This window comes from Streptomyces sp. NPDC002788, assembly GCF_053592115.1.
The window spans coordinates 44,928-68,781 of the sequence record NZ_JBSFVB010000014.1 but is presented as its reverse complement, the minus strand read 5'-3'; the positions used below and the strand labels follow the sequence as shown (position 1 = coordinate 68,781).

22 protein-coding genes and 1 pseudogene are annotated in these 23,854 nt (G+C 73.3%); 10 read left to right on the top strand and 13 right to left on the bottom strand.

Annotated features, from left to right (window positions below):
* The first annotated feature begins 396 nt into the window (after positions 1-396).
* On the top strand, positions 397-1,284 hold the full coding sequence (locus tag ACWD1U_RS25185) for an NAD(P)-dependent oxidoreductase (protein ID WP_451110728.1): 888 nt from the start codon (positions 397-399) through the stop codon (positions 1,282-1,284).
* Positions 1,285-1,303: 19 nt separating this feature from the next.
* Positions 1,304-1,726: a PPOX class F420-dependent oxidoreductase gene (locus ACWD1U_RS25180; RefSeq protein WP_451110727.1), complete on the top strand. Its 423-nt coding sequence runs from the start codon at positions 1,304-1,306 to the stop codon at positions 1,724-1,726.
* Between the two features lie 38 nt (positions 1,727-1,764).
* Here the strand turns inward: ACWD1U_RS25180 and ACWD1U_RS25175 are convergent, their stop codons facing one another.
* The 3 genes from ACWD1U_RS25175 to ACWD1U_RS25165 are packed head-to-tail and all read right to left on the bottom strand — an operon-like array spanning position 1,765 to position 3,837.
* On the bottom strand, positions 1,765-2,673 hold the full coding sequence (locus ACWD1U_RS25175; RefSeq protein ID WP_451110725.1) for a phosphotriesterase family protein: 909 nt from the start codon (positions 2,671-2,673) through the stop codon (positions 1,765-1,767).
* A complete protein-coding gene (locus tag ACWD1U_RS25170; RefSeq protein WP_451110723.1) occupies positions 2,670-3,248 on the bottom strand; it encodes a DUF4865 family protein in 579 nt (192 codons plus the stop codon). The genes ACWD1U_RS25175 and ACWD1U_RS25170 overlap by 4 nt, the downstream gene beginning before the upstream one ends.
* 10 nt (positions 3,249-3,258) lie before the next feature.
* Positions 3,259-3,837, bottom strand: coding sequence for a TetR/AcrR family transcriptional regulator (locus ACWD1U_RS25165; RefSeq protein WP_451110722.1), 579 nt, complete (start codon positions 3,835-3,837; stop codon positions 3,259-3,261).
* Positions 3,838-4,008: 171 nt separating this feature from the next.
* On the opposite strand from ACWD1U_RS25165, the gene ACWD1U_RS25160 reads away from it, so the two are divergent.
* The gene (locus ACWD1U_RS25160) at positions 4,009-4,296 is read left to right on the top strand and encodes an SHOCT domain-containing protein (RefSeq protein WP_451110720.1); all 288 of its coding nucleotides are present in this window, start codon (positions 4,009-4,011) and stop codon (positions 4,294-4,296) included.
* Positions 4,297-4,460: 164 nt separating this feature from the next.
* Here ACWD1U_RS25160 and ACWD1U_RS25155 read toward each other — a convergent pair whose 3' ends face one another.
* Positions 4,461-4,994 (bottom strand): ATP-binding protein, encoded by a 534-nt coding sequence (locus ACWD1U_RS25155; protein WP_451110719.1) that lies wholly within the window; start codon positions 4,992-4,994, stop codon positions 4,461-4,463.
* 183 nt (positions 4,995-5,177) lie between these two features.
* Entirely contained in the window at positions 5,178-5,501 is a 324-nt protein-coding gene (locus ACWD1U_RS25150; RefSeq protein ID WP_328416714.1) for a hypothetical protein, read from the bottom strand.
* A gap of 660 nt (positions 5,502-6,161) precedes the next feature.
* Here ACWD1U_RS25150 and ACWD1U_RS25145 point away from each other — a divergent pair.
* A complete protein-coding gene (locus tag ACWD1U_RS25145; RefSeq protein ID WP_451110717.1) occupies positions 6,162-7,286 on the top strand; it encodes a PLP-dependent cysteine synthase family protein in 1,125 nt (374 codons plus the stop codon).
* 9 nt (positions 7,287-7,295) lie between these two features.
* On the opposite strand, the pseudogene ACWD1U_RS25140 reads toward ACWD1U_RS25145, so the two are convergent.
* Together ACWD1U_RS25140 and ACWD1U_RS25135 are read right to left on the bottom strand one after the other, a co-directional pair.
* A pseudogene (locus tag ACWD1U_RS25140) lies at positions 7,296-7,476 on the bottom strand (SRPBCC family protein); the annotation flags it as partial.
* Between the two features lie 27 nt (positions 7,477-7,503).
* Positions 7,504-8,334, bottom strand: coding sequence for a DeoR/GlpR family DNA-binding transcription regulator (locus tag ACWD1U_RS25135; protein ID WP_451110715.1), 831 nt, complete (start codon positions 8,332-8,334; stop codon positions 7,504-7,506).
* A 290-nt stretch (positions 8,335-8,624) separates the two neighbouring features.
* Between ACWD1U_RS25135 and ACWD1U_RS25130 the strand changes: the two genes are divergently transcribed.
* The gene (locus ACWD1U_RS25130) at positions 8,625-10,967 is read left to right on the top strand and encodes a hypothetical protein (protein ID WP_451110714.1); all 2,343 of its coding nucleotides are present in this window, start codon (positions 8,625-8,627) and stop codon (positions 10,965-10,967) included.
* Between the two features lie 8 nt (positions 10,968-10,975).
* Here the strand turns inward: ACWD1U_RS25130 and ACWD1U_RS25125 are convergent, their stop codons facing one another.
* The 4 genes from ACWD1U_RS25125 to ACWD1U_RS25110 all read right to left on the bottom strand — a co-directional run bounded on the left by ACWD1U_RS25125 (position 10,976) and on the right by ACWD1U_RS25110 (position 15,726).
* Complete coding sequence (locus ACWD1U_RS25125) at positions 10,976-13,417, bottom strand: right-handed parallel beta-helix repeat-containing protein (RefSeq protein ID WP_451110712.1); 2,442 nt, start codon at positions 13,415-13,417, stop codon at positions 10,976-10,978.
* 229 nt (positions 13,418-13,646) lie between these two features.
* Positions 13,647-14,252 carry an Rv1733c family protein gene (locus ACWD1U_RS25120; RefSeq protein ID WP_451110976.1) on the bottom strand — a complete coding sequence of 202 codons (606 nt, stop codon included), beginning with the start codon at positions 14,250-14,252 and terminating at the stop codon, positions 13,647-13,649.
* 174 nt (positions 14,253-14,426) lie between these two features.
* Entirely contained in the window at positions 14,427-15,254 is an 828-nt protein-coding gene (locus tag ACWD1U_RS25115; protein WP_451110710.1) for an MOSC domain-containing protein, read from the bottom strand.
* A gap of 43 nt (positions 15,255-15,297) precedes the next feature.
* Positions 15,298-15,726 carry a DUF6643 family protein gene (locus ACWD1U_RS25110; RefSeq protein WP_451110708.1) on the bottom strand — a complete coding sequence of 143 codons (429 nt, stop codon included), beginning with the start codon at positions 15,724-15,726 and terminating at the stop codon, positions 15,298-15,300.
* 298 nt (positions 15,727-16,024) lie between these two features.
* Here ACWD1U_RS25110 and ACWD1U_RS25105 point away from each other — a divergent pair, with 298 nt between their 5' ends.
* Entirely contained in the window at positions 16,025-17,272 is a 1,248-nt protein-coding gene (locus ACWD1U_RS25105) for a TerD family protein (protein ID WP_451110706.1), read from the top strand.
* A 15-nt stretch (positions 17,273-17,287) separates the two neighbouring features.
* Here the strand turns inward: ACWD1U_RS25105 and ACWD1U_RS25100 are convergent, their stop codons facing one another.
* Positions 17,288-18,481, bottom strand: coding sequence for a glycosyltransferase (locus tag ACWD1U_RS25100; protein WP_451110704.1), 1,194 nt, complete (start codon positions 18,479-18,481; stop codon positions 17,288-17,290).
* Between the two features lie 39 nt (positions 18,482-18,520).
* On the opposite strand from ACWD1U_RS25100, the gene ACWD1U_RS25095 reads away from it, so the two are divergent.
* Both ACWD1U_RS25095 and ACWD1U_RS25090 read left to right on the top strand, forming a co-directional pair.
* The gene (locus ACWD1U_RS25095; RefSeq protein WP_451110702.1) at positions 18,521-19,306 is read left to right on the top strand and encodes a glutamate racemase; all 786 of its coding nucleotides are present in this window, start codon (positions 18,521-18,523) and stop codon (positions 19,304-19,306) included.
* Positions 19,307-19,426: 120 nt separating this feature from the next.
* Positions 19,427-19,981 carry a hypothetical protein gene (locus ACWD1U_RS25090; protein WP_451110701.1) on the top strand — a complete coding sequence of 185 codons (555 nt, stop codon included), beginning with the start codon at positions 19,427-19,429 and terminating at the stop codon, positions 19,979-19,981.
* 53 nt (positions 19,982-20,034) lie between these two features.
* On the opposite strand, the gene ACWD1U_RS25085 is transcribed toward ACWD1U_RS25090, so the two are convergent.
* Positions 20,035-21,108 (bottom strand): O-antigen ligase family protein, encoded by a 1,074-nt coding sequence (locus ACWD1U_RS25085; protein WP_451110699.1) that lies wholly within the window; start codon positions 21,106-21,108, stop codon positions 20,035-20,037.
* A gap of 453 nt (positions 21,109-21,561) precedes the next feature.
* Here ACWD1U_RS25085 and lnt point away from each other — a divergent pair, with 453 nt between their 5' ends.
* Both lnt and ACWD1U_RS25075 read left to right on the top strand, forming a co-directional pair.
* Positions 21,562-23,178: an apolipoprotein N-acyltransferase gene (gene lnt / locus ACWD1U_RS25080; RefSeq protein WP_451110697.1), complete on the top strand. Its 1,617-nt coding sequence runs from the start codon at positions 21,562-21,564 to the stop codon at positions 23,176-23,178.
* A 152-nt stretch (positions 23,179-23,330) separates the two neighbouring features.
* Positions 23,331-23,810 carry an NUDIX hydrolase gene (locus tag ACWD1U_RS25075; protein WP_451110695.1) on the top strand — a complete coding sequence of 160 codons (480 nt, stop codon included), beginning with the start codon at positions 23,331-23,333 and terminating at the stop codon, positions 23,808-23,810.
* Positions 23,811-23,854 lie beyond the last annotated feature (44 nt).

The window sequence follows — 23,854 nt, the reverse complement described above, 5'->3', positions numbered from 1 at the left end:
TTCGTTGAGCAGCACACCACCGGCTGGCACACCATCGCAGTTATTTGACTGATCGTTCTGGATACGCCGCTGCTGCCGAGCCTCGTGCTACTGCCGGCCGGCACGGCGGCCTCCTTCGCGGGAGCCGCCGTACTCACCACTGAAGGGGTGTCGCAGCAGCACACCGGGCTCGCGGTCGGCGTGCTGAACACAGCGATGGAATCCGGTCCGACGGTCCCGTTCGCGATCCTGCTCACGCTCGGCAGCGATGCCTCATCCCAAGCCTCAACAGGCGTTGCTCTCGCCGGCACGGCTCGACGGGCTTGTCCGCGCCGCTTCCGGGAAGGCTCGCGCCTGAGCGGGCAGGCTGGACCGCAGGCGGCACGCCCGCACCGTACGAACGAGGAAGTTGACGTCATGACCGACAAGCTCACCGTGAGCGTCCTGGGCACCGGCATCATGGGCGCCGAGATGGCCCGCAACCTGGCACGCGCCGGGCACACGGTCCACGCCTGGAACCGCACCCGTGCCAAGGCCGAACCGCTGGCCGCCGAGGGCGTGCACATCGCCGGCACCCCCGCGCAGGCGGTCCGGGACACCGACGTCGTCCTGACCATGCTCTACGACGGCCCTGCCGCCCTGGACACGATGCGCCAGGCCGCCCCCGCCCTGCGCCCCGGCGCCGCGTGGGTGCAGTCCACGACCGCCGGCGTCGAGGCCATCGGCGACCTCGCCGCCTTCGCCCGCGAGCACGGCCTGGTCTTCTACGACGCGCCCGTCCTGGGCACCCGCCAGCCCGCCGAAGCGGGACAGTTGACCGTGCTCGCCGCCGGCCCCGTCGAGGGCCGGGACACGGTGACGCCGGTCTTCGACGCCGTCGGCGCCCGTACCGTGTGGGCCGGCGAGGACGGGGCGGCCGGCGGCGCCACCCGGCTGAAGCTCGTCGCCAACAGTTGGGTCCTGGCCGTCACGGCCGCCGCCGGTGAGGCTCTGGCGCTGGCGAAGGCCCTTGACGTCGACCCGCACGGCTTCCTCGACCTCATCGCCGGCGGCCCGCTCGACATGGGCTATCTGCGCGCCAAGTCCGGCCTGCTCCTCGAGGACCGGCTCACACCGCCCCAGTTCGCGGTGAACACCGCCGCCAAGGACGCCCGCCTCATCGTCGAGGCCGGCGCGGACCACGGCGTCCGCCTGGACGTCGCCGAAGCCGCCGCCGCCCGCATGGAACGAGCCGCCGCCCAGGGCCACGGCGACGAGGACATGGCCGCCGCCTACTTCGCCAGCTTCGACAACCCGTCCGCCTGATCATCAGGGAGGTTCCCCCATGTCCAAGCCGCCGCTGCCGCCCGAGGCCGATGCCTTGCTGAGCCGGCCCAACCCGTGCGTCATGGCCACGCTGCGCTCCGACGGCGCACCGGTCTCCACCGCCACCTGGTACCTGTGGCAGGACGGCCGGGTGCTGATCAACCTCGACGAGGGCCGGGTCCGCCTGAAGCATCTGCGCCGCGACCCGCGCGTGACCCTCACCGTCCTCGCCGGCGACGACTGGTACACCCACGTCACCCTCATCGGCCGGGTCACCGAGATGTACGACGACGAGGGCCTGGCCGACATCGATCTGCTCGCCCGGCACTACACCGGCAAGCCCTACCCGAACCGCGTCCGCCCGCGGGTCAGCGCCTGGATCGAGGTCGACCGCTGGCACGGCTGGGGCGAGATGAAGGACAGCGACCAGGCCTCGACCTGAGCGATCAGCCCTCGGCCTGAGACGGGCGGACCACGCCGTCAGCGCCACTCCACCGCGAACGCCCGGCCCGGGTTCTCCGTGAGGATGCGCCCCACCAGGTCCTCGCCCACCGCGTGGATGAGCCGGGGGCGCACCCGGCGCAGCAGATACGGCATCCCGGGGCCGCCGCCCACCGAGCGGGCGGCGGCCGTCGTGGTGTCCGCGCCCAGCAGCAGCCGGTCGCCGAACCCGGCGTCGGCGAGGGCCCGTACGGCGTCCGGCATCCGCCAGTCCGTGGCGTGGTGGGCGCGCGACGGCCCGTCAAAAGCCAGATAACAGCCGGATTCGGCGGCCTGCCGGTGCACCACGAGGTCGGGGGAGCGGTTCAGGTGCCCGAGCACCACGCGATGCGGCGGCACACCCAACTCCCCGCACAGCAGGTCCAGTACGTCCAGCGCCCCGGTGCCCAGCTCCAGATGCACGGCGAGGGTCACGCCCGTGGCGTGATGCGCCTCGGCCGCCGCCGCCATGGTCCAGCGGGCGTGCGCGTCCAGGGCGTGGAAACCGCCCGCGACCTTGACGAGCCCCGCCCGCACCCCCGATGCCCCGATGCCGTCGGTGAGTTCCGAGACGAAGACGTCCGCGAGCCGGCCCCGCAGCCCCGCGAGCACGTCCTCGTCGTAGTGGACGGCTTGGTGCAGCCCGGTCGCCGCCACCACGTGGACCCCGGTCTCCCGGGACAGCGGCGGCAGATCGGCGGCCCGCCGCCCGAGTCCGTACGGCGTCCACTGCACCACGGCACCGCCGCCCTGCTCCCGGAACGCGACCAGCTCCGCCCGCGCCGCCGCCACGCTGCGCAGCTCCTGGCCGGGCAGCCGGGGACTGCCGAAGAAAAGGTGGTCGTGGGCGTCGCACACGCCCAGCTCTCCGGGCGGCACGTCCCCCAGCACCGTGCGGACCGCGCTCACCACCGGCGCCCCCGGGGCAGACGGTCCCGGCCCGGTGCCGACAGGTGCAGCACCTCGAACACGTCCCCGTCGGCCTTCGGGTCGTCGTGCTCCCAGAGGGAGAAGTGCACCAGCTCCCAGCGGCTCGTGTCGACGGCGGCCGCGGCGAGCAGGGCACCGTCCTCCGCCGCCAGCCGCCGGGCCTCCCGCACCGCGTCCTCCGCCGCCTCGGCCAACGCCCCGGCGGCGGGGACGGGTCGGCGCCGCCGTACCGCGAATCGCACGCGTGAACCGGCCCCTTCCTCGTACGCGAGACCCGTCCACTGCCGTACGGACGGCCGCCCGAAGGCGTCACTGAGCCCCTGGAACCCGCCGCCCCAGAGGAAGGCGTTCATGCCTTCGACGGTGTTCCACAGATAGAAGGGCGCGTACTGGTTGACCGGCGAGCCGCGCAGACCGCGCTCGCGTATCAGGTAGGCCTTGAGGCCGAGCCCGTCCCAGTCGTCGAGCAGACGCCCCAGGCGGGCGACACGGTCGCGGATGACGCCCATGTCGTAGTCGGCGGGCAGGGTGAGCTCGTACTGCATGGCGTGCATTCAGGTCTCCTCAGGAGGGACGGGGTGCCAGCAGGGACAGCAGGCCCCGCACACCCGCGTCGAAGGCGGCGGGGGAGCCGCAGGCGCGGGCGAGGACGTAACCGCCCTGGACCGTCGCGACGACCGCCGCGGCGATCTCCTCGCCGTCCAGCGAGGGCGCGAACTGGCCCTGCTCCTTGCCCTCGTCGACGATCCCGGCGATCCGCCCGCGGATCCAGTCGAGCGTCTCGTCGACCGGGGCGCGCAGCTCGGCGCTGGCGATCACGTCCGGGTCCATGGTCAGCCGGCCGATCGGGCAGCCCCGCGACACGTCCCGTTCGCGCCGCAGATACGCCTCGATGCGCTCGTACGGCGTTCCCGGGCCGTCGAGCACACCCGCGGCGGTGGCCCGCATCTCCTCGGCGGTCCGCCGGATCGCGGCCAGCGCGAGGTCGGGCTTGCCCTTGAAGTGGTGGTACATGCTGCCCTGCCCGGCGCCCGCGCGCTCCAGGATCGCCTTGGGGCTCGTGCCCACGTAGCCGCGCTCCCACAGCAGCTCGCGGGTGGATTCGATCAGCCGTTCCGAGGTGCTCATGCCCTCACTGTACATACCAGTAGTTACAGAAGTCGAAGGCCAGGAAGCACCCCGGCCCTGCCCGTCTACTCCCCACGAGGTAAGCACCCTGCCGCCGGCCGTACGACGACTCGGGCACCCTCGCGCGGCGACTCTCGGAAGCGACAGACAGGACATCGCAGCAACGCGTCCGAGGAGTTGAACGACATGCACACCCTGGCGAACCACGGCGACGGCGGCCCCGGCCCCTGGATTTTGCTCTTCCCGGTGATCTGGGCACTGGTCATCGGCGGCGGCGTCATGCTGCTGCGCCGCACCGTGTGGCGCGGCCGCCGCGGCGGCCCCCGGCGGCAGCCCACGGTCGGGAACGACTCGCCCATCGCCGTACTCGGCCACCGCTTCGCCTCCGGAGAGATCGACGAGGACGAGTACTGGCGCCGACCGTCCGTGCTGAACGAGGAGTTCGGCCGCTCGACCAAGGGTGGTGGTGCGTGATGTCCGGCCGATACACCGCGTTCGCCCCGGACGGAATCCGCGATGCCGAGAAGGCGGCGGGAGAACGCCGAACGAGGCCGCGCTCCGCCGCCACCGGGTGACGTGCGCCCGGCGGCGTACCTCACCCGGCGGCAGCCGCCGTGCGAACGGTGGTCACCGCCCGGTCAACCGGCAACGGCGGACCGGGCGGGAGCATGTTCGGGCCGTAGCCCGTCGGCGGAGTGCCCGACCTCGGCGAACCTGCGTGCGGGCTTGTCCTGGACCGTGTGCCGCGCCCGGCGCGACGGGGCCGCCAGTGCGGTGGGGGACGTGGGGAGGGTGAACCACACGACCTTGCCGGACTCGCCGTCCGGCCGGACACCCCAGCTCTCGCTCATGGCGGCCACCATCGCGAGTCCGCGCCCGCAGGTCGCCAGCGGCTCGGCGTCGTCGACCACGGGCATCCGCGGGTCACCGTCGCGCACCGAGACCGTGAGCCGGTCGAGCAGCAGCTCCATCTCCACGGTGCACGTCTTGTCGGGCTGGGCGTGCCGGTGGACGTTGGACAGCAGCTCCGTCACACCGAGCGAGGCCCGGTCGATCAGGGCGTCCAGATGCCAGTAGCGCAACTGCGCAGAGACGATTCTGCGGACCTGGCCGATCCGCGACGGCAGGGCTTGGAGCTCCACCGTGCAGTGCCTGCTTGGGTAGCTGATCACGGCTGCGACTCCCCGACGTGAGGTCCGGAAGAACACGGAGTTCGGATCCAGCAGGGCGCCTTGGTGACGCTGCCGCCCGCTGTCGTGGCCGGCGGGCTGGTTCGCAGCGTTATCGCCGGTAAACCCAGAGTGACGTGGAACCAGAGTGGCGCAAGGGGTGAGGTACCGCAACTCGCGGGCATCTCAGTCGCCGCGCCCCGCGGCCCGGCGCACGGCTTCTATGAAGCGCCGTGCGGCCGGTGGCCCCGGCTCGCCCGGAGCGGGATCGTGATCGCCCAGGGTGAGCAGGTACCGGTTGCCGTTGAGATCCGCGGTGGCCCGGCCGTCGGGGCCGAACCAGGGCCTGGAGGCGCGCACGGCCTGCACCGGTGCGCTGTCGATCTCACTGCCGTAGCTGGTCAGCAGCTCGAGCCGGCCGTCGCTGATCCGGACCTGGCCGGCCCGGGTGAGTGAACGCAGCCGCTTCCCGATCCGCACACCCGTGGCCCTGAACTCCGGCTCCGCCATGTCACCCGCCCCCTTGCGCGTTTCGGTGTACCGCCCCGCCCGACGCGGTGCCCGGTACGGGCTCGTGCCCTGATCCAGTGTGCCCCGTCCGGAACCCTGCTCCTCCCGGCGGCAGCGCCCCTCACTCGCGGCGGCGCGCCGTGCCCGGGTCGGATACCGGCCCCGGCGGTGCACCGCCCCCGCCGGGACGTTGCTCCGGTGGTGCGTCGCGCCCTGCCGGGGCCTCGGCCGATGCGCGGTCCGCCCTCCCGGGCGCTGCTCCCGGCCCGGAAGCCCGCTCCGGAGGTGCGTCGATGGTGCGTCCGTGGTGGTGCTTCGGCGGTGCGTCGATGGTGCATCGGTGGTGGTGCGTCGGTGGTGCTTCGAGGGCGCGTCACCCCCCGTTGCCGCCGCCCCGCCCGGGCCTCGGTCCCGCGGTGCAGTCTGCCCCCATGCGGCGTCGAGCACCAGTGCCCGCGACCTCCTCGCCGGGGGCGCCCGCAGCACGGTCGCCCATGCACCCCCGTGGCCGCGCGCCCCCTTGCCCCGCCCCCTGCCCCAGGGGGCGCTTTGGGGGGCTCAAAGCAGCGTTTATGCAGGTGAGAAGCGTGCGCCGGGTGCTTATGATCGGTGTGTCGGCCGCGCGACGCGTCGGCGTGCGCGCAGCGTTAGGAGCCCCCCGTGAGCACTCCCCGGCAGACCCGGACCGGCGTGACCCTCGACGCCGACCACAGCGACACCGCCTACCGCGCGTGGCTGAAAGAAGCCGTCCGCAGGGTGCAGGCCGACGCGAACCGCTCGGCCGACACGCACCTGCTGCGGTTCCCCCTGCCGGAGCGGTGGGGCATCGACCTGTACCTGAAGGACGAGTCGACCCACCCCACCGGCAGCCTCAAGCACCGGCTCGCCCGCTCCCTCTTCCTCTACGGCCTGTGCAATGGCTGGATCCGTCCGGACAGGCCCGTGATCGAGGCCTCCAGCGGCTCGACGGCCGTCTCGGAGGCGTACTTCGCGAAGCTGATCGGCGTGCCGTTCATCGCCGTCATGCCGCGCACCACGAGCGCCGAGAAGATCCGCCTCATCGAGTTCCACTCCGGCCGGTGCCACTTCGTGGACGATTCCCGCACGATGTACGAGGAGTCCGCCCGACTCGCGGCCGAGACCGGCGGCCACTACATGGACCAGTTCACCTACGCCGAACGCGCCACGGACTGGCGCGGGAACAACAACATCGCCGAATCCATCTTCCGGCAGCTGCGCCTGGAGCGGTTCCCCGAGCCGGCGTGGATCGTCGCCACGGCGGGCACCGGCGGCACCTCGGCGACCCTCGCGCGCTACGTGCACTACATGCAGTACGACACGCGCGTCTGCGTGGCCGACCCCGAGAACTCGTGCTTCTTCGAGGGCTGGACCACCGGCGATCCGGACGTCACCTGCGACTGCGGCTCCCGTATCGAGGGCATCGGCCGGCCCCGGATGGAACCGAGCTTCGTGCCCGGCGCGATCGACCGGATGATGAAGGTGCCCGACGCGGCCAGTGTCGCCGCCGTACGGGCTCTGGAGCGCGCCATCGGCCGCAAGGCGGGCGGCTCGACCGGAACCGGCCTGTGGAGCGCGCTGAAGATCGTCGCGGAGATGGTGTCCGAGGGGCGGCAGGGCAGTGTCGTCACCCTGTTGTGCGACCCGGGAGACCGGTATCTGGACAAGTACTACTCGGACACCTGGCTGGCCGGCCATGGGCTGGACATCGAGCCGTACGCCGCCGCGATCGACTCGCTCCTGGAGACGGGCGTCTGGCCCGGCTGACCCGGTCGTTCAGCCCGTGAGCCTGCGGTCCGACGCGGTCACGGCGTCCCGGAACGCGCGCCTGGCCCGCCCGCGCCGGTTTCATGACCAGCCGGTACGCCGCCGTCCCGTCGGTCGCGAAGGTCCACCGCATCCTCGTACCGGTGCCGGCCGGGGTGAGGCGCCACTCCTCGACGATCGCCCGCACTCCGAGGACTGCGCCCCGGCCGGCGCCCCGTCAGATGTCTGCCGCCTCCTCGGGCGCCCCGGCCACCACCAGCCGCCGCAGGTGCTCCGCGACCACCGCGCGTGCCTCGTCCGGCAGACCGGCGTCCGTCACGAGCGTGTCGATCCGCTCCAGCGAGGCGAACGAACTCAGGCCCACCTTGCCCCACTTGGTGTGGTCGGCGACGACCACCACCCGCCGGGCCGACTGCACGAGCCGCCGGTTCGTCTCGGCCTCCGCCAGGTTCGGCGTCGACAGGCCGGCCTCGACCGATATGCCGTGCACACCCAGGAACAGCAGGTCGAAGTGGAGCGCCGCGATCGCCTGGTCGGCCACCGGGCCCACCAGCGAGTCGGAGGGGGTGCGCACGCCGCCGGTCAGCACGACCGTGGCCGCGCCCTGCCGCGGGCCCGAGGTGCGCTGCGCCGCGTGGAAGACGTCGGCGACCCGCACCGAGTTGGTGACCACCGTGAGGTCCGGCACGTCCAGCAGCTGATGCGCCAGCGCGTACGTCGTCGTACCGCCCGACAGGGCGATCGCCGCGCCCGGCGCGACCAGCTTGGCCGCGGCGCGCGCGATGTCCTCCTTGGCGGTCAGCTCCAGCCCCGACTTGGCCTCGAAGCCCGGCTCGTGGGTGCTCGCCTCGACCACCGGGACCGCGCCGCCGTGTACCTTCTCCAGCACACCCTGGCGGGCGAGCGCGTCGAGGTCGCGGCGGACCGTCATGTCCGACACGCCGAGCTTGCGGGTCAGCTCGTTGACCCGGACACCACCCCGGCGGCGGACCTCGTCGAGGATCAGGGATCGCCGCTGCTCCGCGAGGAGGTTCTGATTCTCGCTCACGTACGCTCCGGTCCTTTCGCCTCAATGCCGTCCGACACGCCCTGCGCACCCTCCCCGACTAGGACATACTCCCCGGCTCCGGTGCGCGGACGCCCCATCCTCGCATGTCGCGCCGCCGACAGCGCCACCGACCGATCGTCGCGCACACGACACCGCGGGTTCACCGGCGGCGCCGCTTCATCACGGATCGGGAAGATTCCGTGACAGGAGGTGTGTGGCGCCGCGGAAGTGGAGATCCTTGTGCCCGCACGGACAGAGCCGACGGCGTGTCACGGGGGAAGTGCGGATCAGTGGAGCGTGCGCAGGAACATGCGTCGACCGGTGGGCCCGACGATCCCGCCGCGCGGGCGGGCGAGCCCGGAACCGCCCTGGAACTCCTGGTTCACGGCGTGGGCGGCACCACGCCCCAGGAGATGCTCGACGATCCGCGGACGGTGCGGATCACCGGCGACGACATCGCGGCCGTCTTCCGGCGGGCCGACGACGTCGACGCCGAGCACCGCCCCGACCGCCGCCACGACGAGCCGGTGCCCGAGGCCTACGTCTGGTGCAACCTCACCTCCGGCAACGGCACCCGCGCCCTGTGGCTGTTACTGCTGCCGTTCATGGTCGTCAACCTCGCCCACTGGATGCGCCCCACCGCCCGCGGCCGCCGCCGCACCGTGCGCCTGTACGGACTCCTGGTGCGGCTCACGGCCCTGACCCTGACGGTGCTGCTCGTCGCGGCGGCCTGCGAGGTCGCCCTCGACCTGGCGGCCTGGCAGTGCGCGGGCACCACCGCGTGCGCCGACCGCCACTCGTGGCTGGGCTTCCTCTCACCCACCGTCTCGCACGGCGGCTGGTGGAGCGCCCCCGGCCGCAGACTCGCCCTGGCCGCCGCCGTCCCCACCGCCCTGACGGTCCTGCTGTGGTTCCTGTCCCGGCGCACCTGGAGCGACTACGAGTCGCAGCAGCCGCTCGCCCGCGACCCCGAGCCCGAGGGGGACCCCTGCCCGACCGCCCTGGGCCGGCCCGGCTTCTGGTACGGACGCCGACTGGTGGCCCGACTGCGCGCCGCGCACACCGCCGCCGGCCTGATCACGGTCGCCGCCGCCGTCGGCAGTGCCGCCGCCCGCCACGACCGCGAGCCCGGCGGCCCGACCGCACTTAACCTTCTCGGCCTGCTCCTGGAGGCCGCCCTCGTCGCCTGCGCGGTCGCCGTGGTCTGGGTGGTGTGCCGCCGGGGCCGCAGCGAGAACCGCCTCGACCAGGAACTCGACGAACGGTACGTACGACGCCTGCCGCTCGCCGCGCTCGTCCTGCTCGCCCTCACCCTGCTGTACGCCGGGTGGGAGCGCCCGGGGTGGACATCGGAAGGCCGGCTGCCCGGCGACACGGCCTTCGGCGCGATCGCCCTCGTCCAGGGCCTGCTCGTGATCGTCCTCGCCGTCGTCGCCCACGTCCTGCACCGCACCGACCCCGACCGCCGCGCCGTGCTGCGCGGCCTGGGCGGACCGGCCGTGGCGATGCTCGCCTGCGCCCTGGGCGGGGTGATGTCCGGCGGCGTTTCCCAGCGCGTGTCCGACTGGCTGGACGGGACGGGGACGTCGATCGCGGGCCCCCCGGTCCTGCTGACCTGGCAGGCGTCAGTGATCCCGCCCTTGCTGGTCGTGCTGCTGGGACTCTTCGGCTGGCTGGCCCGGCGCGCCTGGCAACTCGCCCGCGCCGAGCGCGACACCGTGGCCCGGGCCTACCCGGACGAGGCCCAGGACCGCGCCCGCACGCGCCGCATCGCCTACACCCGTGCCATGGCCTCGCTCACCGACCGAGGACCCCGCATCGTCGCCGTCACCTCGGGTGTCACCCTGCTCCTCGGCGCCGCTGCCCTGGTGGGCGCCCTGACCACCGACGAGACCCCGGGCGAGGCCGCGCGGGGCACGTACCCGATCGTCCACGGCGCCGCGGAGACCGCCCAGGCCCTCGGCTCCTGGCTGATCGGCCTCGGCTTCATACTGTTCGTCACCTGGGGCCGGCGCGCCTACAAGGACGCGGCGGCACGCCGCACCATCGGCATCCTGTGGGACGTCGGCACCTTCTGGCCCCGCGCCGCCCACCCCTTCGCCCCACCCTGCTACGCCGAGCGCGCGGTGCCGGACCTGACCTGGCGCATGGCCACCTGGACCCGCGCCACCGGCGGCCGGCTGGTCATCTCCGGGCACTCGCAGGGCAGCGTGCTCGCCGCCGCGGCGGCCTGGCAACTCGCCCCGTCCGCCCGCAAACGCGTCGCGCTGCTCACCTACGGCTCCCCGCTGGAGCGCCTCTACGGCCGCTGGTTCCCGGCGCACTTCGGGCCCGCGGCGCTCAGCTCCCTGCACCGGGAGGTCGACTGCTGGCGCAACCTGTACCGGCTCACCGACCCCATCGGCGGCCCCATGAGCCTGCCCGGCGACGGCGGCCCGCACGTCGACCACGCCCCCCTGAAGGACCCCCTGACCTACGGCCGCACCGCCCTGCTTCCGCTGCCCGCGCCGATCCTCGGCCACTCCGACTACCAGGCCGACCCGGTCTTCGCCGTGGAACGCCGCAAGCTGCTGGGCCGGCTGCGGCCCCAAGTGCCTTCGCCCCGTGACACGCCCGAGCCGCCCGCCGCCTAGGCGGACCCTCACAGCAGTTCGGGCAGATCCTCGGCGTAGAGCAGGGTCAGGTCGTCCGTGGTCGGCTCGGTGAGCTGGGCGACCCGGCTCGCGTGCCGCTCCACCATCGCCTCGAACGTCTGCCGTGCGGTACGGCCGTTGCCGAACGCCGGGCCCTTGGGGAGCTCCGCGAAGTACATCCGCAGGGCCTCCGCGGCGCCCGGCGCCAGCCGGTACTCGTGCTCCTCGGCCTGCTGTTCCACGATCCGCAGCAGGTCCTCGGGGCCGTAGTCGCTGAATGTGATGGTCCGCGAGAAGCGGGACGCGACTCCCGGGTTGACCGACAGGAAGCGCTCCATCTCGGCCGTGTAGCCCGCGACGATCACCACGACCGCCTCCCGGTGGTCCTCCATCAGCTTCACCAGCGTGTCGATGGCCTCCTTGCCGAAGTCGCGGCCCGCGTCCTCCGGGGACAGCGCGTACGCCTCGTCGATGAACAGCACGCCGCCGCGCGCCTTCTCGAAGGCCTCCTGCGTGCGGATCGCCGTCGAGCCGATGTGCTCGCCGACCAGGTCGACCCGGGACACCTCGACCAGATGGCCCTTCTCCAGCACACCGAGGGAGGCGAGAATCTCGCCGTACAACCGGGCGACCGTCGTCTTGCCGGTGCCGGGGGAGCCGGTGAAGACCAGGTGCCGCTTGACCGACGCCGCCTTCAGACCCGCCTGCTGCCGGCGCCGGCCCACCTCGATCATGTCCGTGAGGGCGCGCACCTCGCGCTTGACGCTCTCCAGGCCCACCAGCGCGTCCAGTTCACCGAGGACGTCCTTGGAGCTGCGGACCGGCGGGCCGGGCTCCACGACCGGGGCGGCGGCCGGGGGCTCCGGTTCGGTGCGCTGACCCGGAACCGCGCCCAGCAGGCCGGGGGCGTGGCTCACCGTCTGCACGGCCGGCTCCCGCGCCGCCGGCGCCCGCAGTCCGGCGCTCTCGTCGCTGGTGCAGTCCTCGATGACCGGACCCGCTCCGGACGCCGCGTCCGCGCCGCCGTCCGCGAACTCGAAACCGCCCCGCGCGCACCGCTCCGTGCGGCACTTCCTGAGCGTCGTACGGCTGCCGTCGATCACATGGAAGCCGTAGCCGCCGCTGCCCGTCACCCGGCAGTTCAGGAAGGTCCCCCGGCCACCCGCCGAGACGTAGACGCCCGCCTCCGCCGGGGAGTCGACCGTGCAGCGCTCGACCGTCGGGTCGGCGCCCTTGGTGACGATCACGCCCGTCTGGGTGCCGGTCAGCGTGCAGTTGTTCAGTGTGCCGCCGCTGCCGTGGTCGCGGAACCAGGCGCCTGTCGCCGCGTCCCGGATCCGGCAGTCGTCGAGCTGCGCGGTCGCGCCGTCGCTCACCGACACGGCTGTGTTGCGCACCTGCGACAGGTCGCTGTCCACGACGTCCGCACGCGAGCCCCGGTCGAGCACGAACAGGGCGTCCGGCACGTCGTGCACCCGGCAGGAGTCCAGGACGGCGGTGGCGCCGTCGCTGACCCACACCGCGGGGTAGTCGCCCGTGCTGTCGAAGATCTCGCACTGGTTGGCGTCCACGCGCGTGCCCGGGTCCCACACCGACAGGCCGTTGCGCCCGAACTGCCGCACCGTGGTGCGAGTCAGCGTGAGAACGGACCGGGAGCGCAGGTCGACCGCGTTCTCCGGGATGTCGTGGATCCGGCAGTCGGCGAGCGTCAGCACCGCGTCCGTGTCGAGCGTGACTCCGTCGGCCGTCGTGCGGTGCACATCGCAGTCGGTGAGGTGCGCGGTGGCCCGGCCGGTGATCTGCACCCCGCTGCCCCGGACCTCGTAGATCTCGCAGCCCACCGCCTCCAGCGCGGAGTTCTCCCCGGTCGCCGACAGCCCCGAGCCGGAGGTGTGGTGCACGCGGCAGCGCTCCAGGCGGGGGTGGGCGCCGCCGCGCACCACCACACCGGCCTGGCCGGCCGCGACGACCTCGCACTCCTCGAACACCCCGCCCGCGCCGTCGAGTACGGCGATGCCGATGCCCGCCGGATTGTCGACGGCGCAGCGCCGCACCGTCGGCCGGGCGCTGCCCCGCACCTCGATCCCGGCCGCCGACCGCGTGACGACCCGCACGTCCCGCAGCTCCGGGGTGCCCTCCTCCACCAGCACGGCCGGGGCGGCCGCGTCCTGGCCCTCCACGTGCAGGTCCTGGACCACCGCCGAGGCGCGCACGGTCAGCGGCACCCCGTCCACGGGCGCGATCCGCACCGAGCCGGGGGCGTTCTCCGGGCCGCGCAGGGTCACCGCGCGCTGCAGGACGAGGTTCTCCCGGTAGGTGCCCGGGGCGACGGTGAGGACGTCGCCGTCGGCCGCGGCCTCCAGGGCGGCGGCGAGCGATGCGTACTCACCCGTGCGGCGCCGCCACCGCGACGTGCCGGTGTGCGTCACCTGGACCGTGCCCTGTGCCATGGTGTAGCTGTGCCCCCACCTCGGTCGTACTGATGGCTCGTTCGCCCTCGGGACGCTCCGGCCGGTGTCGCCACCGCGACCGGACCCGGCCCCGGGGGCCTGGGCGCGCACGCGGCATCGACACCGGCGCGCCCCTCCTGCTCGCTCGCGCGCGGGTTGTGCCGAACGGGTTCGGCCGGACCACCGTAGCGTGCGCGCGGGTGGTGGGTTGACCAGAGCCGGAAGGCCGTCAGCTGCCGGTGCCCGTCCTGCCCCAGTCCGGGCCCGCCTTGTCCCAAGCCTGGTCCCAACGGGCGTACCGGCGGCGGACCATGCGCCAGACGATCAGCCGCCTGCCGCCCTCTATGAGACCGCCCGTCGCCAGGGCCGCGCCGAAGCCGGCGAGGACCGCGTGCGTCGACGCCGTCGCGGAGTCGAGGGGGCGGGCCACCATCCGGCCGTGCCGGTCGGTCCATATCCGGAACTCGTCGCCCCGATGAGGGTCCTTGAGGTCCGCCAGGACCGGGCCCTGGCGCGCCGTGCCGTCGGATGCGGTCCAGTCGGCGAGGACACGGGTGCGCAGATCCTCGCCCGAGGAGGTCTCCGGATCGGCGTCCAGCGGGGAGCGGTCGAGCTTGCGGACCACCGTGGCTGTCACGAGATGCCGGGCCTCGTGCTGCGCCCGGACGGAGCGCTGCAGGGCGTCCTGGGCGGTGCCGCCGACGAGGGTTCCCGCCACCGGTGCGGCCAGGAGGATCAGGACCAGGGCCGCCAGCGCCACCCAGGCTTCGGCCAGATCGGTCGCGCGGCAGAGTGGATTGCGCCGCCAGCGCCAGAGTCCGCTGATCGCTCGCACCGCCTGCATCCCCTCCCCGCTCCGTGATAACCCCCAGCGGCGCCGTCCGGGCCCGGGTCCGCCGAAGAGAGAGCCACATCACCTCTCCCGGGGCCTCTCATGAACTTCTCACACAAGGCCAACGCCCGGTCCCGTGACGCGGTTCCCGCCCCGGCAGGAGAGCTCCCGCAGTCTCTACTCGAGGATCTCCACGGGGTCCCCGACGCGGATCGTGCCCGGGGACAGCGGCACCAGGTTCTGCCCGAAGACCAGCTTGCCGCTGAGCCGCCGATGCAGCCCCAGGCTGTACAGGGGCTCGCGGCCGCGCTCGCCCGTGCCCTGGTCCGTGGTGGTCACCACGCACCGGCCGCAGGTCTTGGCGACGCGGAAGGTGACGTCACCGATGGCGACCCGCGACCAGTCGTCCTCGGCCCAGGCCGCCGTGCCCGCCACGACCACGTTGGGCCGGAAGCGGTTCATGGGCAGCGGGCCCTCGTCCGCGTGGTCGCCTTGGGCGATCAGGGAGTTGAGGGCGTCGAGCGAGGCCGTGGTGGTGAGCAGCAGCGGGAAGCCGTCGGCGAAGGAGACGGTCTCACCGGGCCGCGCGTACTCCGGGGCGACCGGTCGGCGCGTGGCCGGATCGTCCATGTACGCGAGGCGCGCACCGATGCCGAGAGCGGAGGTCCACCACGCGTGTGCGGCAGGGTCTTCGGCCGGGACCGCCTCGACCTTGTCGTGGAAGATGTCCACCGGCACCGTGCCGCGCGGCCGGGGAACGGGCACCGTCAGCGGCTCCATACCGGGCGCGGCCAGCCGGACGCCACCACCGGGCAGGAGCGCGGCGGAGGCGAGGGCGAGGCGCGGCTGCTGACGCTGCGTGAGGACTCTTCCCTCGTCGTCGATCAGTACCCAGCGCCGGTCCCCGGCCAGCCCCCAGGGCTCTACGACGGCCTCCCGGGGCGCGAGGCCCCGGACCGCCTTGACCGGGTGAATGTGGATCGAGTGCAGGTGAGCGTTCCCCATGGGGCCATCGTGCCAGTCGGCACCGACAGCCCCGGAGGCCGGCTCAGTACCCGCGGTACTGCTGGTTGTTGTACGGGTCCTGATAGGGAGCCGGGGCGGGCCTGGGAGCCGCGGGGCGCATCGCCTCGTAGCCCGCGGGTGCCGCCGGCCGAGGCTGCTGAGGCTGGGGGCCGGGGTAGCCGCGCGGTGCGGTGGCCTGCTGCGGGATGTACGCCGCGGGCGCCTGCTGGAGCGGAGCCGGCTGCTGCGCCTGTGGATAGCCGTAAGCGGGCTGGGACGGAGCTGCCGGTAGCGCGGGCAGCGCCGAGGGGAGGGCGGGCAGGTTGCCGCCCGGCATGTCGTACTGAGCGGGGACCCGGATCGGGGCGATCTGCGGGGTGCCCCGCTCGGCGACGAGCTTGTCGTAGATCGGGGTGTCCGGGAAGGAGGCGGAGTAGTAGCCGCCGCCATAGGTGGAGCGGGGGGAGGTCATGACACCTAAGTTAAGCCCACAATGTGCTGGTTGGGGAGACCGATAAGAGGGTTGTTTTCCGTGTCCGCAGTGACCCGGGATCCCCAATGCGAGCGAAGTTGGCTGAAAAGGGGCGCCGGGCAGGGTCCTGATCGTGTAAAGGCCGGGTTCTGGGAGGGTTACCGGCGGTCGGCCGTCGGCCTTCCGCTGGTTCTGCAGGGGAGTTCGCCGCGCGGAGGCATAGGTTGTACGGAGGGAACTCCACGGGCGGCCGGGATGTGCCCGGTGCGGTGACAGGTATATGGGGGTGGGCATGCAAATGCTGAAAGGTTCAAATACTCCGGTGCCCACCGCGGTGCTGCGGGTGGAATTGGGCCGGCGTTCCGCAGCGGGTGCGCCCGACACCGACGCCTCCGCTTTGCTGCTGGTAAGCGGAAAGGTCCGTTCCGACGCGGACTTCGTCTTCTACAACCAGCCCGCCCACTCCTCCGGCGCGGTCCGGCACGAGGGCAAGCGCACCACCGGCGGGCGGGTGACCGAGACGCTCCTCGTCGACCTCACGCGTGTGGAACCCGTCATCGAGACGGTCGTCCTCGTGGCTTCCTCCGACGGCGGCGCGTTCGGACAGCTCCCGGACCTGTACATCGAGGTCCGGGAAGCCGCCCAGGGAACCCCCGTGGCCCGCTTCGACAACCCGGGCGCCACCACGGAAACCGCTTTCGTGCTCGGGGAGTTCTACCGCCGGCAGGGCGCCTGGAAGTTCCGCGCCGTGGGGCAGGGCTACAGCAGCGGACTCGAAGGCCTGGCCACCGACTACGGCATCACGGTGGACGAGCCGCAGCAGCCGACCCCGCCCGCCGCCGCTCCGGCGCCCTCGGTGACGACACAGCCGGCGGCCACGCCCCCGCCTGCCGCGCCACCCGCGCCCGTCCGCCTCACCAAGGTCACGCTCACCAAGGCGTCCCCGTCCGTCTCGCTCACCAAGCAGGGCGGCACCTCCGGCGCGCTGCATGTGAACCTCAACTGGGAGGTGCGCAAGCAGTTCTCGGGGTGGAGCAGTAAGTTCGGTCGCCCGAGCGCGGCGCACGCCGACCTCGACCTCGACCTGTGCGCGCTGTACGAACTCACCGACGGCAGCAAGGGCGTCGTACAGGCCCTCGGCAACAGCTTCGGAGCGCTGCACCGGCCCCCGTACATCCACCTCGACGGCGACGACCGCACCGGCGCGGTGGCGGCCGGTGAGAACCTCACCGTCAATCTCGACCACAGGCATCTCTTCCGGCGCGTCCTCGTCTTCGTCACCGTCTACGAGGGCGCCCGCTCCTTCGCCGACCTGAACGCGACGGTCACGCTCCGGCCGCAGCACGGGGCGCCGATCGAGTTCTCCCTCGACGAGTGCACGGTCCCCTCGCTCGTGTGCGCGCTGGCGTTGATCACCAACACGGGCGGAGACCTGGTCGTCCAGCGGGAGGCGCGCTACCTGGTGCCCGAGCGCGGAGTGAGCCCGCAGCGGACCGTCGACCACGCCTACGGGTGGGGCATGAACTGGACCCCCGGCAGGAAGTGACCCCCGCCCCTGCAGTCAGCCCTCGTCGGGTACGGCGTCCGGGCGCGCGTAGGTGCGGCCCTTCCAGGCCGCACCACGTCCCCGGTAGTGCTGCACCGCCGAATCGACCGTCATGAGGAGATAGAGGAACGCGGTGAACGGCAGCAGGGGAGCAAGCCCCAGCGGCTGCCGGTGGTAGCGGAGCATCGGCACGTAAGTCCCCGCCATGACGAGCCACGCGAGACCGCCGGTGACCGCTGCCACCGCACTGCCCGCGGCGAGGCCCGCCACGACGGCCACGGGCGGCACCAGATACACCAGCGCCAGTCCGGCGACCGTCCCCGCGAGCAGCAAGGGGTGGTGCCGCAGTTGGGCGTACGCGCTGCGTGACACCATCCGCCACAGGTCGTGCAGCCGCGGGTACGGGCGCACGCTGTCCACCCGGTCGGCGAGCCCCAGCCAGACGCGGCCGCCCGCCCCCTTGACGGCACGTGCGAGGGCCACGTCGTCGATCACGGCGTGCCGGATGGCGTCCGGGATCCGCGCCCGCTCGGCGGTGTCCGCCCGCAGCAGGACGCAGCCACCGGCCGCCGCAGCCGTCCGGGTTCCCTCCCCGCCGATCCGGCGGAAGGGGTAGAGCTGTGCGAAGAAGTAGACGAAGGCCGGTACGACGAGCCGTTCCCACGTGCTCTCCACCCGCAGCCGGGCCATCTGCGACACCACGTCGAACCCGCCGGAACGGGCCGCCGCCACGAGCTCGCGCAGACTGTCCGGCGCGTGCGCGATGTCGGCATCGGTGAGCAGCAGGTACTCGGGGTCACGCGCGCGTGCCAGCCCGATGCCGTGGCGCACCGCCCACAGCTTGCCGGTCCAGCCCGCGGGCGGCTCGCCCGGGGAGCAGACGGTCAGTGGCCGCCCGCCGTGCCGTTGCGCCAGTTCACGCGCCAGCTCACCGGTGCCGTCCGTGCTGCCGTCGTCGACGAGGAAGATCTCCGCCCGTCCCGGATAGTCCTGCAGAAGCAGCGACGGCAGCGCGTCGGGCAGCACGGCCGCCTCGTCGCGGGCCGGGACCACGACGCACACGGACGGCCAGGCGTCCGGCTCCCGCCGCGGTGGCAGCCGCACATCGGTGCGCCAGAAGAAGCCCTGGCAGAGCAGCAGCCACAGCCAGGCGAGCAGTGATCCGGCGGCAGTCCACACAATGGCGCTCACGCGCGCAGTCTGCCCCACAGGAACGGCCCGAGGCGGCTCATCGTCTATCGTGATCGGGTGAAGATCGCGCTCATGGACTCCGGAATCGGTCTGCTGGCGGCCACCGCCGCGGTGCGGCGGCTGCGCCCCGACGCCGATCTCGTGCTGTCCCTGGACCCCGAGGGCATGCCGTGGGGCCCGCGGACCCCGGAAGACCTGACCCGGCGTGCCCTGGCCGTGGCCGAGGCTGCCGCCGCGCGCCGCCCGGACGCCCTGATCGTCGGCTGCAACACCGCGACCGTGCACGCCCTCACCGCCCTGCGCGCCCGCCTCGAACCGGAGCTTCCGGTCATCGGCACCGTCCCGGCGATCAAGCCGGCCGCGGCCGGCGGCGGCCACCTCGCCATCTGGGCCACCCCGGCCACCACCGGCAGCCCGTACCAGCGGAACCTGATCAGGGACTTCGCCGACGGGGTGCCCGTCACCGAGGTGCCCTGCCGTGGTCTCGCCGAGGCCGTGGAACACGCGGACGAGGCCGCGATCGACGCCGCCGTGGCCGCGGCCGCCGCCCTCACCCCCGACGGCGTCACCACCGTCGTCCTGGGCTGCACCCACTACGAACTGGTCGCCGAGCGCATCCGGACCGCCGTCCAGCGCCCCGGCCGCCCGCCCCTGGTGCTGCACGGCTCCGCGGGCGCCGTGGCCGCCCAGGCCCTGCGCCGGCTCGGCGAGCAGCCCGCGCCGGGGGCCACGCCCCACGGCACCCTCACCGTGCTGCTGAGCGGACGCGAGGGCACGCTGCCCGCGCCCGCCCTGGCGTACGACGAAGGGCGCCTGCTGCAGGCGGTCACGCCCGCCCGCTGACCGCCCCCCACCGGGCACCGGCCGTCGCCCGTGCGGTGGATCAGCCCCTGACGCCCGGCCGGCCCAGTCACGCTCCGCCACGAGGTACCAGCGCAACGAAACCTGAGTAACCTCGTAGACATGAGGGACCACCGCTCCGGCGAGAACGCCCCCCTTCAGCACCCCGACGTCTGGACCGGTCGTGCGACCAACCGGGTCCAGTGGCTGCTGGCGCTCGCCGGTGCCGCCTGCATGGCGCTGGGCATCGCGCTGGCCGTGGACTCCGCGTGGAAGTCCGGGATCGCCCCGCTCGTCATGGCCGTCGTCGGGTGCATCGCCGCGGGGCTGCTGGTCCTCTTCGGGACGCTCGCCTTCGTGCACGTCGCCCTGCGGGTCGACGAGGAGCACCTCGAGGTGCGCTGCGGCCACATGGGCCTGCCGCGCCGCCGTATCCCGCTCTCCCATGTGGCGGGCGCCAAGTACACCTCGCACGTCACGCCGCGCCACTGGGGCGGCTGGGGGTACCGGTGGCGGCCCGAGAAGGGCACGGCGGTGGTCGTACGCCAGGGTGAGGGCGTCGTCCTGGAGCTGTGGGACGGTCACACGTTCACGATCACCGTGGACGACGCCGAGGCGGCCGTACGGGTGATCGAGGCGCGGCTGCGGCCCACCAAGCCTGGTGCTGCCGCGCACTGAGCCGGCTACCGGGCAGGCGAGGTTGCGGGCTGGAGAGCGGCGGGGCCGGAGAGCTACCTGGCAGGCGTGCGCCCCGCGCCCCGCGCGTGCGGGTCCTGAGCCTGGTGCGCCGGTTCGTCGGGGAGCGGGCGTGCCGAGGCCGTGCCCGCCAGCAGGCCCGCCCCCGCGGACACAGCGGTGAAGCTCAGCGCGTTCCCGAGCGCGGCGATCGTGGCCAGTGCCGTCAGGGCCGCGCCCGCGGTGAGCGCCACCGGTGTCGGACGCGGACCGCGCCACAGCGCGAAGAGGACCCAGCCGAACGCCGCCGCCAGCAGGGCCACGCCCACGATGCCCTGCTCGGCCGCCTGCTGCAGAGGCGCCGAGTGGGGCCTGCCGTCGGACAGCAGGGACTGGGCGGACGTCACGCTCAGCTCCCCGAAGCGGCCGGGACCGGCACCCAGGGCGGGATCATCGCCCAGCAGCTGCCACGCGTCCTGCCACAGCTCCACACGGTGCGGCGTGAGCCGCTCCTCGAGGATTGTGCTCGACCAGGTCGGTACGGCCCGTGCGGCGACCGCCCACGTCAGACCGGTCACCAGGACGGCGACCGAGGCCAGCACGGCCAGGCCGGCGCCGCGGCGGGAGGTACGGCCGACGGCCAGCGAGCACAGCAGCACCGCGACACAGGTCACGCAGCCGGTGGTCGAACCGAGCGCGGCCGCCAGCACCGCGGTCCCTGCCGCCAGCAGCCGCAGGGCGAACCGCACGGCCTGACGGGAAGATGCCCAGGCCGCGCAGCACGCGGCCCCGGTCGACAGGGACAGGACGGCGGCGGTGCCCCCGGCATGCCCCAGGGGCGCGCCGATCTGCGGGCCCGGAGCGAGGTGCGGCACGGCCAGGGTCAGCGCGATTCCCGCCAGAGCCCCGGCACAGGGCGCGCCGACCGGCAGCAGCGCCCCGCTGATCCGCCCGGCTGCGTACCCGGCCGCCACGGCCAGCACCGCCAGGAGCACGCCCTCGGGCCGGCCGTCGTGCGCGGCCGCCGTGACCAGGGACCAGCCGGCGCAGGCGCCCAGCACCACCACGCCCGCCGCGTCCGCCGCGATCCGTCTCTCACCGTCCGTGTCCGGACCGGACACGGACGTCATCCCACTGGAACCCACCCCGCCACGCCCCCCGGCGTCCCATAGCCCCCGACCTGTGAAGACCTCGATCGCACAGGCCACTGCGGGCCGTACGACTGAGGCTTCGGCACACCGTAACGGCTGGTGGGCGGTTTGGGGATGTGCCGTGACGAAATGAACAAGGGCGACGGCGCGGGCTGCGCAGCGGTGGGGCGGGAGGTGCCGTCGGTTCGGCCGGGCGGTGTGCTGCCGGGCCGTCGTGTGGTGGGTGCTGCCGACCGTGGTCACCGTCGGCCTCCCTACGGCGGGCTGGTATGTGATCGTGGGCCGACCTCCGGACTGTGCCGTCGGCCTCCGGAGGGCGTGTCGGCAGGGCGGCCCCCTCGGACCGCGCCGACGGGCTCAGCAGGGCGATGCCGCGGCCGTCCCGTGGGCCGGTGCTGTCGGCCTCAAGGTCACGCGCCGTACACTCCGGGAGTGACCGTCACCGCAACCTCCGTCGGCGAGTCGGACCAGCTGGAGCCGCGGATCGCGCCCGAGGCGCGGACCGGGGCCCGGCGGCTCGTGCGCCTCCTCCCGGCCGCCGCAGCCGCGCTCTCCGGCCTGCTCCTCTACGTCAGCTTCCCGCCCCGCACCCTGTGGTGGCTGGCCCTGCCGGCCTTCGCGATCTTCGGCTGGGTGCTGCGCGGCCGCGGATGGAAGGCGGGGCTGGGCCTCGGCTACCTCTTCGGGCTCGGCTTCCTGCTGCCGCTGCTGGTATGGACCGGGGTGGAGGTCGGTCCCGGTCCCTGGCTCGCCCTGGTCGCGATCGAAGCGATCTTCGTCGCGCTGGTCGGCGCGGGTGTCGCCGCCGTTTCGAAGCTGCCCGGGTGGCCGGTGTGGGCGGCCGCTGTGTGGATCGCCGGCGAGGCGGCACGCGCGCGCGTGCCGTTCGAGGGCTTCCCCTGGGGGAAGATCGCGTTCGGGCAGGCGGACGGTGTGTTCCTGCCGCTCGCCGCGGTGGGCGGCACCCCGGTGCTCGGCTTCGCGGTCGTGCTGTGCGGCTTCGGGCTGTACGAAGCCGTCCGCCTGGCCGTGGTGTGGCGGCGCACCGGCACGGTGCGCAGGACCGCGGCGGCAGTGGGTCTGCTGAGCCTGGCCGTCCCGGTCGTGGCAGCCGTCGCCGCCCGGCCGCTGGTCAGCGACACGGCCGAGGACGGCAGCGTCACCGTCGGCGTGGTCCAGGGCAATGTGCCGCGGGCGGGCCTCGACTTCAACTCCCAGCGGCGGGCTGTCCTGGACTACCACGCGCGCGAGACCGAACGCCTGGCCGCGGAGGTCAAGGCCGGCAAGGTCGCGAGGCCCGACTTCGTGCTGTGGCCGGAGAACTCCTCCGACATCGACCCCTTCGCCAACCCCGACGCCCGCGCCGTGATCGACACGGCGGCCAAGGCCATCGGCGTGCCCATCTCGGTCGGCGGCGTCGTCGAACGGGACGGCAAGCTCTACAACGAGCAGATCCTGTGGGATCCGGCGAAGGGCCCCGTCGACACCTACGACAAGCGCCAGATCCAGCCGTTCGGCGAGTACCTCCCGCTGCGCTCGCTCATCGGGGCGATCAACGAGAACTGGACGGCGATGGTCCGCCAGGACTTCAGCCGGGGCACCAAGCCGGGCGTGTTCACCATGGACGGCGCCAAGGTCGGCCTCGTCACCTGCTACGAGGCCGCCTTCGACTGGACCGTGCGCTCCGAGGTCACCGACGGCGCCCAGATGATCTCCGTGCCGAGCAACAACGCCACCTTCGACCGCAGCGAGATGACCTACCAGCAGCTCGCCATGTCCCGCGTCCGCGCGGTCGAGCACAGCCGGACCGTGGCGGTGCCGGTGACCAGCGGCGTCAGCGCCTTCATCATGCCGGACGGGAGGATCACGCAGAAGACCGGCATGTTCGTGCCCGACTCGCTGGTGCAGAAGGTGCCGCTGCGGTCCTCGCTGACGCCCGCCACGCGGCTCGGCGTGCTGCCGGAGATCGCCCTCGTGCTGGTCGCGGCCGGCGGACTCGGCTGGGCGGTCGGCGCTGGTCCGCGCCGGCGACGCTCCGGTGACGTGTAGCCGTACGCCGGCAGCACGCAGCCTGAAACCGGCCGGGGTGGCGTGACCGGCCACTTAGGGGTCCTTGCACTACGAGCGTCCGATCAGGTCGCGCGGTGCCAGGCCGCGCGACCCGGGCGGGCATAGTGCAAGGACCCCTTAGGGTCAAGGGCATGGCTACTCCCGACTTCATCCGCGCCATCCGCGCCTCGGCTGGTCACCAGTTGCTCTGGCTGCCCGGCGTCACCGCCCTCGTCTTCGACGACGAGGGCAGGGTGCTGCTCAACCGCCGGGCCGACACCCGCACATGGTCCGTGCTCGGCGGCATCCCGGACCCGGGGGAACAGCCCGCTGCCTGCGCCGTGCGGGAGGTCTACGAGGAGACGGCCGTGCGCTGTGTCGCCGAACGGGTCGTCCTCGTCCAGGCTTTGGCACCCGTCACGTACGAGAACGGCGACACGTGCCAGTACATGGACATCACCTTCCGATGCCGTGCCGTCGGCGGCGACGCCCGGGTCAACGACGACGAGTCCCTCGACGTGGCCTGGTTCGACATCGACGCCCTGCCCGAGCTGAACGAGTTCGGCCTGCTCCGGATCAAGCAGGCCCTGTCGGACGGCCCCACATGGTTCGACCCCACGGTCACGGGGTGAAGTATGGGGCGTGACCACATGGGGTGGGGCGCGGGCGCTGCCTA

What these genes read in the sequence shown, in the direction of transcription:
- ACWD1U_RS25180 (WP_451110727.1), top strand. Translation starts at nt 1,304, where the DNA reads ATGTCCAAGCCGCCGCTGCCGCCCGAGGCCGATGCCTTGCTGAGCCGG.
- ACWD1U_RS25090 (WP_451110701.1), top strand. Translation starts at nt 19,427, where the DNA reads ATGAGGGACCACCGCTCCGGCGAGAACGCCCCCCTTCAGCACCCCGAC.
- ACWD1U_RS25110 (WP_451110708.1), bottom strand. Translation starts at nt 15,726, where the DNA reads ATGACCTCCCCCCGCTCCACCTATGGCGGCGGCTACTACTCCGCCTCC.
- ACWD1U_RS25085 (WP_451110699.1), bottom strand. Translation starts at nt 21,108, where the DNA reads ATGACGTCCGTGTCCGGTCCGGACACGGACGGTGAGAGACGGATCGCG.
- ACWD1U_RS25075 (WP_451110695.1), top strand. Translation starts at nt 23,331, where the DNA reads ATGGCTACTCCCGACTTCATCCGCGCCATCCGCGCCTCGGCTGGTCAC.
- ACWD1U_RS25105 (WP_451110706.1), top strand. Translation starts at nt 16,025, where the DNA reads ATGCTGAAAGGTTCAAATACTCCGGTGCCCACCGCGGTGCTGCGGGTG.
- ACWD1U_RS25150 (WP_328416714.1), bottom strand. Translation starts at nt 5,501, where the DNA reads ATGGCGGAGCCGGAGTTCAGGGCCACGGGTGTGCGGATCGGGAAGCGG.
- ACWD1U_RS25185 (WP_451110728.1), top strand. Translation starts at nt 397, where the DNA reads ATGACCGACAAGCTCACCGTGAGCGTCCTGGGCACCGGCATCATGGGC.
- ACWD1U_RS25160 (WP_451110720.1), top strand. Translation starts at nt 4,009, where the DNA reads ATGCACACCCTGGCGAACCACGGCGACGGCGGCCCCGGCCCCTGGATT.
- ACWD1U_RS25125 (WP_451110712.1), bottom strand. Translation starts at nt 13,417, where the DNA reads ATGGCACAGGGCACGGTCCAGGTGACGCACACCGGCACGTCGCGGTGG.
- ACWD1U_RS25115 (WP_451110710.1), bottom strand. Translation starts at nt 15,254, where the DNA reads ATGGGGAACGCTCACCTGCACTCGATCCACATTCACCCGGTCAAGGCG.
- ACWD1U_RS25170 (WP_451110723.1), bottom strand. Translation starts at nt 3,248, where the DNA reads ATGCACGCCATGCAGTACGAGCTCACCCTGCCCGCCGACTACGACATG.
- ACWD1U_RS25165 (WP_451110722.1), bottom strand. Translation starts at nt 3,837, where the DNA reads ATGTACAGTGAGGGCATGAGCACCTCGGAACGGCTGATCGAATCCACC.